We start from the raw sequence: 8,750 nt of genomic DNA on the forward strand, positions 1-8,750 counted from the left end.
GGTCCGTCCGTGAACACGCCCAACCTGCGCACAGCAAACTTCACATCAAACTATCTCACCACCTATGGGACGGTTACAGCGTCAACGGCCAATTGACCCTCAAATTTCAAGGTGCTAGGATTATGTGAGACCATTCACAATCAGGCCCGGTCTGCGGCTGTCAGCGCCCAGATTCAGGGCCTATCGAACTGTTATGGGGCTGTGAAATCGGCCAACAGCCAGGGGGGATTTCGGTGACGAAACTTGCAGTAGCGGCGATCCTGGTAGCAACCGTCGCCATTGCGGCTATAGCATGTGGCCAGGCTGCACCTAGCGGGCCGTCCGTAACCATCATCCAGCGAGCGTCACCTCCGATTCCGGCACCCGCTCCCACTGCGGTACCTGGCGAAGGTGAGGATGCAGCAGAAGCCATAGTCGGTACCCCCGTAACCGTGAACATGATCGACAATGGCGGCGCTGGCCCGATGGAGTACGATCCCGTTGACTTCGCTTTCGCGGTTGGTGAAGGCGTGAACTTTACGTTCATAGCAGAAGCGGCGTTCCACTCTTTCACTGTCAGCGACCTGGACATCAACGTCGAAGTAAACGCAGGTGAGACCGTCGGCTTCGACTACATTTTCGAAGAGCCAGGCACATACGAACTGGTGTGTGTGCCGCACGAGGCCCTGGGGATGGTCGGCACCATCACGGTGCAGTGAGGTTTTTCTTCCCGGAGCGTTTGCCTGTAGCTTTGCGAGCGTTCATTTGGCTCCTGATCACTCTTATTCCAATTGCTCTCTTCGTCGCGTGTGTTGAGGAGGCCGAGCAGCCTTCTTCGGGAATTATCCCGACCGCTCCCGCGATACCTACGTCTCCGCCTGTTCCCACCGCAGTGTCCATACCGACCGCTGCATCTATTCCAACGGCGGTGTCGATCCCCACGGCTGTATCCGTACCAACGGCGGCGGCAATCCCGACGGCGGCATCGATACCAACCGCGGTGTCGATCCCCACTGCTCCTGCGATTCCAACCGCCCCCTCTGCTTCTTCTGAATCGAGCGGCGTCACGGTAGTCGTAGAAGAGGCTTCAATGGCACGCTACATCGTGGGTGAGGAGCTAAGGGGGGTTGATCTGCCGATCAAGGCCATCGGCGAGACTTCAGAGGTCTCGGGTTCAATCGTGTTCGAGGACGACGGCGAGGTGGACTCGGAATCGTCCCTCCTGCAGGTTGGACTGTCAGGGTTCAGGAGTGACGAGGACCGGCGAGACAGGTGGGTCAGGACGAGCCTTTTCAATACGGGGCAGTTCCCGAATGCCGAACTGGTTGTCAGGGGATTCGACTACCTACCATGGCCGCTTCCAGAGTCGGGCGAGGCTACCTTCGAGATGTATGGCGACCTGACGATCCAGGAAGTAACGAAGTCTGTCACCTGGGACGTTACGGCGCAGTTCGATGGTGGGTCGGTCGCAGGTCAGGCCAGGACCATGATCACGTTCGACCAGTTCGAGCTTTCTAAGCCCACGTTTGCGTTCATATTGAGCGTAGACGATGACATATTCCTGGAGATCGATATAGTCGCATCGATCGAGTAGTCCCACGCTGTCTCGGACTGCTCGCCTGTGTCCCGTTTATGGGCTTTACATGAACCCAGTTCACGTTGACGCTCGAAAATTCCGACAACTATACTACTCGGCAACCCAATCGGCAGCGGTCATAGGGAAGTGTAGTCACGTAAGCGGGCGAAACACCTCTGCCAGAGGAATCAGAACCAAGAGGATGTAACCAATGCAGCTTTCATGTCTGCAAGAGAATCTCAGTCGCGGGCTGTCAATCGTACAGCGGGCAGTTGCAACCAGGACGACACTCCCCATCACTCAGAATGTGATGATGTCGACGGATAACTCCCGTCTCAAGCTGTCGGCCACCAATCTCGAAATCGCCATCAGCACGTGGGTCGGTGCACAAGTCGAAGAAGAAGGGTCGCTGACTGTCCCAGCGAGGCTGCTGACTGAGTTCGTGAACTCGCTGCCTGTGGCTCGTATCGATGTCACGTCGACTGCTCAGCCGCTCAGTCTGGGTCTTAGCTGCGCTCGATTCGAGGCAAACATCAACGGGCAGGACGCAGAGGACTTCCCGCCCATTCCGACTGTTGACGAAGGTTCGGTTGGACGAATAGACGCCTCGGTTATGAGAGACGCGATCAATAGGGTGGCTTTCGCGGCCGCGACTGACGACTCTCGCCCAGTACTGACCGGTATAAAGGTAGAGATGTCTGGCGACAGCTTTACATTCGCCGCCGCGGATGGCTTCAGGCTTGCCGTGTACGACGGGAAGCTGTCAGCACCCATCGATGAAGACATCAGCTTCACCGTGCCCGCTCGGGCGCTGCAGGAAGTCGGTCGACTTATCAGCGCGCAGTCGGACCCCGTGGAATTCACTGTCACGCCGCAAAAGAGCCAGGCGCTATTCAGACTCGAGAACGTCGAACTCGTGTCCCAGCTCGTGCAGGGCACCTTCCCCAACTATCGACAGCTTATTCCAGAAGGCTACGACACTCGCGTCGTGGTCGCCCACGAGTCGTTTACACAGGCAACGAGGGCGGCGGCGACGTTTGCGAGAGACGGCTCGGGCATCGTCCGGCTGAACGTGACTGCGGGCGAGAACGGGACGGAAGGCAAACTGGCAGTCTCTTCCAGGGCTGAAGAGCTTGGGGAAAACGTGGGCGAGATTGACGCCACGGTGGAAGGCGACGACTCCAAGATAGCCTTCAACAGCAGGTTCCTTAGCGACGTACTCGACGTGCTCGGCGATGACGAGGTGGCGCTGGAGACGACGACACCGTCGAGTCCGGGCGTCATCAGGCCGGCATCGGAATCGGAGGGCTACACGTACACGCACGTCGTGATGCCGATGTTTGTGCAATGGTAGAGCCGGACGCGTAGCACGGGGCTTACGCGGTCGAGTCAGGAACTCAGGCTCTCTATAGCATCTCGCTGCATCACGATCAGGTCGCGTATGCCTGATTCGGCGAGGGTCATCATGTCGTCAAGCTGAGTCCTGGTGAACGCTGATTCCTCAGCCGTGCCCTGGACTTCCACGAACTCTGACTCGTCGGTCATTACGACGTTGAAGTCTACAGCGGCACTGCTGTCTTCTTCGTAGCAGAGGTCCAGCATCGGCACTCCACCAACGATGCCGACGCTGACCGCCGCCACCGCCGTCTTGATGGGAAGGCTATCCAGCCTGCCGCTCTCTCGGACAGTGGTCAGCGCCTGACACAGGGCCACGTATGCGCCGGTGATGGACGCCGTACGGGTCCCGCCGTCGGCCTGGATGACATCGCAGTCGACAGTTAGCGTGATCTCGCCCAGCCTATCCATATCCACGGCTGCGCGGAGCGACCGTCCTATGAGGCGTTGGATCTCCTGAGTGCGACCTCTGGGGGTGGTCTCTCTCCTGGTGCGAGTGTGTGTGGACCGCGGGAGCATTGAGTACTCAGCGGTCACCCAGCCCTGCCCTGAACCTCGCAGAAAGCGTGGCACGTCGTTTGCGACGCTTACAGCACACAGCACACGCGTATCTCCGGCGGAAATCAACGCTGAGCCCTCAGCATACTTCTGCACACCGAGCTCGATGGTCACCGGCCTGAGCTGGTCGTTGGCACGACCGTCCGATCGGACCACTACTGAGTCACCTCCAGAAAAGTCCGCCGGAGTATAGCACAGGGGGAAGCGGGGTTCGGGACTGCTATGATAGCAACGACTTTAAATCAGCCTCCCAGCGATACATTCCAGCATTCGAGCCCTCCACTTCGCAGAGAATCACATGCCCTACGTACAAAGTTCAGGCGCGCGAATCCACTACCGGGTGGAAGGTGCCGGACCGCCCATCGTAATGGTCCACGGGTTCAGCGACAGCCTTGTCGACTGGTATGAGGCCGGCTACGTGGACGTGCTCAGAAACGACTACAGGCTGGTCATGGTCGACTGTCGGGGGCACGGTCTGAGCGACAGGCCCCACGCTCAGGAGGCGTACACGATGGAGATGCGGGTCGCCGATGTCCACGTCGTCATGGACGAGTTGGAGATCGACGCCGCTTACTTCTGGGGATACTCGATGGGTGGCCGAATCGGGTTCGGCGTAGTGGAGTGCGCCCCTGAGCGCATACTGGGCATGATCATGGCCGGCATCGATCAGCACGGGACTAGCCCTCGTCAGTTCGAGAATCGCATCAGATTCCTCAGCAAGGGAATCGAACGCTACCTGGAAGGCTTTGAGAACAGGTTCGGCAGGATGGAGCCGGTCTCGAAGCGGGAACGCTTTCTCGAAAACGACTGCCTTGCAATGGTCGCAAGTTCATTCGGAATCCGCGATCACGTCAGGGACTACAGCGACATCGCGAGCCGGATGACGATGCCGTGCCTGTTCTATGACGGTGACCAGGATGCCTTCCACGACAACGCCCGGAACTTCGTGGAGACTCTTCCAGACGCGAAGTTCGTCTCGCTTCAGGGCCAGGACCACGGAGGCACTTTCACCCGGAGCGACCTTGTGGTGCCGCTGGTGAGGGAGTATCTTTCCGGGACCTCATACTGAGGGATACTGTATGTAGGCTCAGACCGTCACATGCCTTTCGACAGCCTTGGGGCAAGCCGGGGCGGGCGAGACGCCCGCGCTCCGGGAAGTGGCGTAGTAGTGGCGCATCTACGGGACTGCTACGGGTGCTATCTAAGCAGCCGACTTGACGGCCTGAAGCCGTGGACGGTTAAGATACCTTCAGCATCTTTCTTCCAAGGGGACCTATCGCCATGCCTTCCTCCATCTCTCCCGACCTCGTTTACAAGCTGGTGAGCGTGGCTTCACCCTCTCTGTCTCCAGACGGCACAAGGCTTGCCTTTGTGAGCTCCCGAATAGACCAAGAGAGCGCGGAGAACCGGTCGCAGATTATGGTGATGGACGTGGCATCGGGCGAGACCGCTCCCTATTCCAGCGGCAAGAGCGACTCCAGTCCAAGGTTTTCGCCGGACGGTCGCCACCTTGCATTTGTAAGGCCCGACGACAAAGGCAAGTCCCAGATCTGGACCATTCCCACTGGCGGCGGCGAGGCAAGAAAACTGACTGACGTCGCCGGCGGCATTACCGATGTCGCGTGGTCTCCTGACTCGGGCGCACTGGCATTCGTGTCGGACGTGGACCCGGACCTCGCACCTGACGATCACGATTCGAAGAAGGACCCGCGAGTCAGCGTGGTCAAGAGGATCAGGTACCGGGCGGACGGTCTCGGATGGAGGGGCGAGGCGTTCAGGCACGTGTTCGTGGTTGACCGCGAGACGGGCGAGACACGGCAACTCACGGACGGCGAGGGAGACGACAGTGCGCCAGCATGGTCGCCGGACGGCTCATCGATTGCGTTCGTTGCAGACCGTAGACCGGACCGAGAGATCGCTACTCACACGGATGTCTACGTCGTACCGGCGTCTGGCGGGGACATTGAACTCCGGTCAGAAGGCCTGTCCAGCGTCGCAGCACTGTGTTGGTCTCCGTCGGGGGATGCGCTCGCGGTGGTTGGCTCCGACGACGAGGTCGTAGGTGCCGGTTGGCAGTCCTGGATATTTGTGATCGAGCCGGGAAGCTCACCCCGCAAGCTCACCGACGACTCGATCAGTGCAGCAGGGGGGTACGCTCCGCTCGTGCCTGCGCCTGAGATGAGATGGACCGACGATGGACGCATTTCGTTCATCGCGGATGCACGGGGAGAGTCAGGCATTTACCAGGCTGACGCCGACTCGGGAGAACTGCGCAAGATAACCGGAGGCGGCCAGATGTCGCTCATCTCGTTCGATGCCGATGCGAGTTCGGCAGTCGTGCTGACGGCCAATCCAGACTCGGCCGGTGACCTTTACAATGTGGACATAAAGTCGGGAGAAACCTCCCAGTTGACCGATTTCAACCTGGAGTACTTCGAGGAGCATCCGCCTGCGCGATTAGAAAAATTCAGCCACGACAGGGGCGGCTTCGAGATTGAATCCCGCGTCCTGTTCCCACCCGAGTTCAACCCAGATTCCAGGTACCCACTTGTGCTGGACATCCACGGCGGACCGCACGGGGTATTCTCAGACAGCTTCAGCGCCCAGCAGCAGGTGCTGGCGACCGCCGGGTACATAGTGCTTGCAGTCAACCCCCGCGGCTCATCGACATACGGCACAGACTTCATGACAGCCGTACTCAACGACTGGGGCGGCGAGGACTACCTGGACATCATGTCGGCGGTTGACCTGGTCTGCGAAAGGGACTACGTCGATGAATCCAGGCTCGGCATCACCGGCTACAGCTACGGCGGCTTCATGAGTTCATGGATCATCGGCCACGACACCCGGTTCAATGCGGCTGTCGTCGGCGCGCCCTGCATCAACCTGTCCAGCATGTACGGGACATCAGACATCGGCGTTCGTTTCGGAGAGGTGCAGTGGGGCGGCAAGCGATGGGACGCGTTGGACGCGTTCTTGGAGCACTCTCCCCTGACCTACGCGCCGAATGTCGAGACGCCGGTGCTTCTCATGCACGGCGAGTCCGACCATCGTTGCCCGATTGAGCAGTCTGAACAGTACTTCGTGACACTCAAGCGGCTTGGCAAAGAGGTGGAGTTCGTCCGATTCCCGGACAGTTCGCATGGCTTCGTAAGATCGGGCCATCCCAGGCTCAGAGAGGAATACCTCTCGCGGCTGCTGGACTGGATGAACAAGCACGTCTCCCTCGCTCGATAAGTTGCTCCTCTCAGCATCACAGCTACGACTCTTCTATGGCGACGTCGAGGTGTTTGCCGGAGTGGACGCCGACGTGAACGAGCAGTCGCGCATTGGGCTCGTGGGCCCAAATGGCGGCGGCAAGACATCACTGTTGCGTGTGCTCGTCGGCGAACTGGAGCCGGACGCTGGCACGGTGACTACCAATTCCGGACTGCGACTGGCCTACGTCCCTCAGCTTGCCGAACACGATGTGCCGGGCACGCTGCGCGACGGGGTGGAGTCGGCCTTCGCCCGCCTCTTCAAACTGGAGGCAGAGCTCGCCGACACCGCACTGGATATTCAGCAGCGCCAGGGAAGTGCTCGATCGACTGCGGAAGACAGGTACAGCAGGCTGCTCGAGGAGTACGAGTCCCTTGGCGGCTACGACTACCAGAGCCGGGTGGAGCGTGTCGCACAGGGAGTCGGACTGACCCAGGAGACGCTCGACACGCAGGCATCCGTGGCCAGTGGCGGAGAGCGGACAAGGGCCGCGCTTGCACGCGCACTTCTGACAGATCCCGATCTGCTGGTACTCGATGAGCCCACGAACTACCTGGACTTCGATGGCCTCAACTGGCTTGAAGGGTTTCTGTCCGAGTTCAGGTACGCGGTGCTGGCAGTATCTCACGACCGATACTTCCTGGACCGCATCTGCACTGATATCTGGGAGTTGGAGCTTGGTCGGCTCCAAAGCTTCCCCGGCAACTACTCCGCGTACCGCGGGCTGAAGCACGCGCAGGTCCTGCGCCAGCAGAAGGAGTTCGAGCGCCAGCAGGAGTACATCGCCAAGGAGGAGTTCTTCATTCAGCGATACAAGGCCGGGCAGCGCTCGCGGGAGGCACGCGGCAGGGAGACACGCCTGGAACGCCTGGCTAGGCTGGAAGCACCTCAGTCAGAGAAGACCATCAACATCGGCAATTCCTCGGCGTCTCGTACAGGTCACATAACAGTGAGTCTGAGAGGAGTCTCAGTCGGCTTCTCGAACAACGGGGCCGAGACCAAATTGCTGACGGTGCCCGACGTCGACCTGCTGCGTGGCTCGCGAACTGCAGTGGTGGGGCCGAACGGGATTGGCAAGACCACGCTGCTGCGAACGATACTCGGCGAACTCAAGCCGCTAACTGGTACGGTATCCCTCGGTCACAACGTCCTGACAGGGCACCTCAACCAGGGCACATGGAATCTGCCTGACAACAAGAATGTCCTCGACGCGTTCCTGGAGGTCAAGAACACCCCGATTGGCGACGCTCGGGACTACCTCGCCAGGTTCCTGTTCCAGGGCGACGACGTGTTCAAGATGGTCTCCTCACTGTCCGGCGGGGAGCGAACACGGCTGTCCCTAGCCCGGCTGCTGATCACCTACCCTAACGTGCTCGTGCTGGATGAGCCGACCACTCATCTGGACATAGCCAGCCGCGAGGCTCTGGAGGCCACCCTGGAGTCGTACGACGGCACCCTGCTGTTCGTGTCCCACGACCGGCACTTCATCAGACTCATGGCCGAGCGGATACTCGTGATAGAGGACGGTGCGGCACGGCTGTTCGAGGGAGGCTTCGAAGAGTGGGTGCGGATCAACAGGCCCCCCGAACCCGAGCCGGTCTCCCGACGCGCCCGCGCCCGCCATCGCCGAAGGGATCGCGAGTCCAAACGACGCGAAAGAGATTCTGGTCCTGGGAAGCAGGCTCAGACCATCGACTACGAGGCGCTCATCCAGCAGCTTGAGACAGACGTAGCAGAGATAGAGCGGCGTCTCGAAATCGCTTCGGCGAAACAGAACCTCAAGCAGATCGAACGGCTGGGCCGCAGACACGCCAAGGCTCAGGAAGCCGTAGAGGAGGCCTGGGCGAAGTGGGAACAGGCGTGAGTGGGCGAGCAACGTGTTCCTCAATTCACTAGCAGGCTGCTGAAGAAGGGGTTTCAGGGCGGCGTAGTGAGCGTGGCGGTCGCGTAGGAGCGCTCATTCGGACGATTTTCAGGCTCGTCA

General features: G+C 60.0%; 8 protein-coding genes. 6 read left to right on the top strand and 2 right to left on the bottom strand.

Translation table 11 applies throughout. The features are described from left to right. Positions 1-233: 233 nt before the first annotated feature. Complete coding sequence (locus J4G14_14040; protein MCE2458910.1) at positions 234-698, top strand: hypothetical protein; 465 nt, start codon at positions 234-236, stop codon at positions 696-698. Here the strand turns inward: J4G14_14040 and J4G14_14045 are convergent. Next, positions 685-1,047, bottom strand: a complete 363-nt coding sequence (locus J4G14_14045; protein ID MCE2458911.1) for a hypothetical protein — start codon at positions 1,045-1,047, stop codon at positions 685-687. The two genes, J4G14_14040 and J4G14_14045, sit on opposite strands and share 14 nt — an antisense overlap. A gap of 22 nt (positions 1,048-1,069) precedes the next feature. Between J4G14_14045 and J4G14_14050 the strand changes: the two genes are divergently transcribed. Together J4G14_14050 and dnaN are read left to right on the top strand one after the other, a co-directional pair. Beyond that, positions 1,070-1,573, top strand: coding sequence for a YceI family protein (locus tag J4G14_14050; protein MCE2458912.1), 504 nt, complete (start codon positions 1,070-1,072; stop codon positions 1,571-1,573). A 193-nt stretch (positions 1,574-1,766) separates the two neighbouring features. Continuing rightward, the gene (gene dnaN, locus J4G14_14055; GenBank protein MCE2458913.1) at positions 1,767-2,909 is read left to right on the top strand and encodes a DNA polymerase III subunit beta; all 1,143 of its coding nucleotides are present in this window, start codon (positions 1,767-1,769) and stop codon (positions 2,907-2,909) included. Between the two features lie 35 nt (positions 2,910-2,944). On the opposite strand, the gene rph is transcribed toward dnaN, so the two are convergent. Continuing rightward, the gene (rph, locus tag J4G14_14060) at positions 2,945-3,664 is read right to left on the bottom strand and encodes a ribonuclease PH (protein MCE2458914.1); all 720 of its coding nucleotides are present in this window, start codon (positions 3,662-3,664) and stop codon (positions 2,945-2,947) included. A 142-nt stretch (positions 3,665-3,806) separates the two neighbouring features. Between rph and J4G14_14065 the strand changes: the two genes are divergently transcribed. The 3 genes from J4G14_14065 to J4G14_14075 all read left to right on the top strand — a co-directional run bounded on the left by J4G14_14065 (position 3,807) and on the right by J4G14_14075 (position 8,630). After that, positions 3,807-4,577 (top strand): alpha/beta fold hydrolase, encoded by a 771-nt coding sequence (locus J4G14_14065; GenBank protein MCE2458915.1) that lies wholly within the window; start codon positions 3,807-3,809, stop codon positions 4,575-4,577. A gap of 212 nt (positions 4,578-4,789) precedes the next feature. After that, positions 4,790-6,745: a S9 family peptidase gene (locus J4G14_14070; GenBank protein ID MCE2458916.1), complete on the top strand. Its 1,956-nt coding sequence runs from the start codon at positions 4,790-4,792 to the stop codon at positions 6,743-6,745. Position 6,746: 1 nt separating this feature from the next. Further along, complete coding sequence (locus J4G14_14075; protein ID MCE2458917.1) at positions 6,747-8,630, top strand: ABC-F family ATP-binding cassette domain-containing protein; 1,884 nt, start codon at positions 6,747-6,749, stop codon at positions 8,628-8,630. Positions 8,631-8,750 lie beyond the last annotated feature (120 nt).

The sequence above is a fragment of the Dehalococcoidia bacterium genome (assembly GCA_021295915.1).
In the GTDB taxonomy this organism is placed as follows: Bacteria; Chloroflexota; Dehalococcoidia; order Lucifugimonadales; family UBA1123; genus VXRN01.

Coding starts and splice junctions, on each gene's coding strand:
- J4G14_14050 (MCE2458912.1), top strand. CDS start 1,070: ATGGCACGCTACATCGTGGGTGAGGAGCTAAGGGGGGTTGATCTGCCG.
- dnaN (MCE2458913.1), top strand. CDS start 1,767: ATGCAGCTTTCATGTCTGCAAGAGAATCTCAGTCGCGGGCTGTCAATC.
- J4G14_14065 (MCE2458915.1), top strand. CDS start 3,807: ATGCCCTACGTACAAAGTTCAGGCGCGCGAATCCACTACCGGGTGGAA.
- J4G14_14070 (MCE2458916.1), top strand. CDS start 4,790: ATGCCTTCCTCCATCTCTCCCGACCTCGTTTACAAGCTGGTGAGCGTG.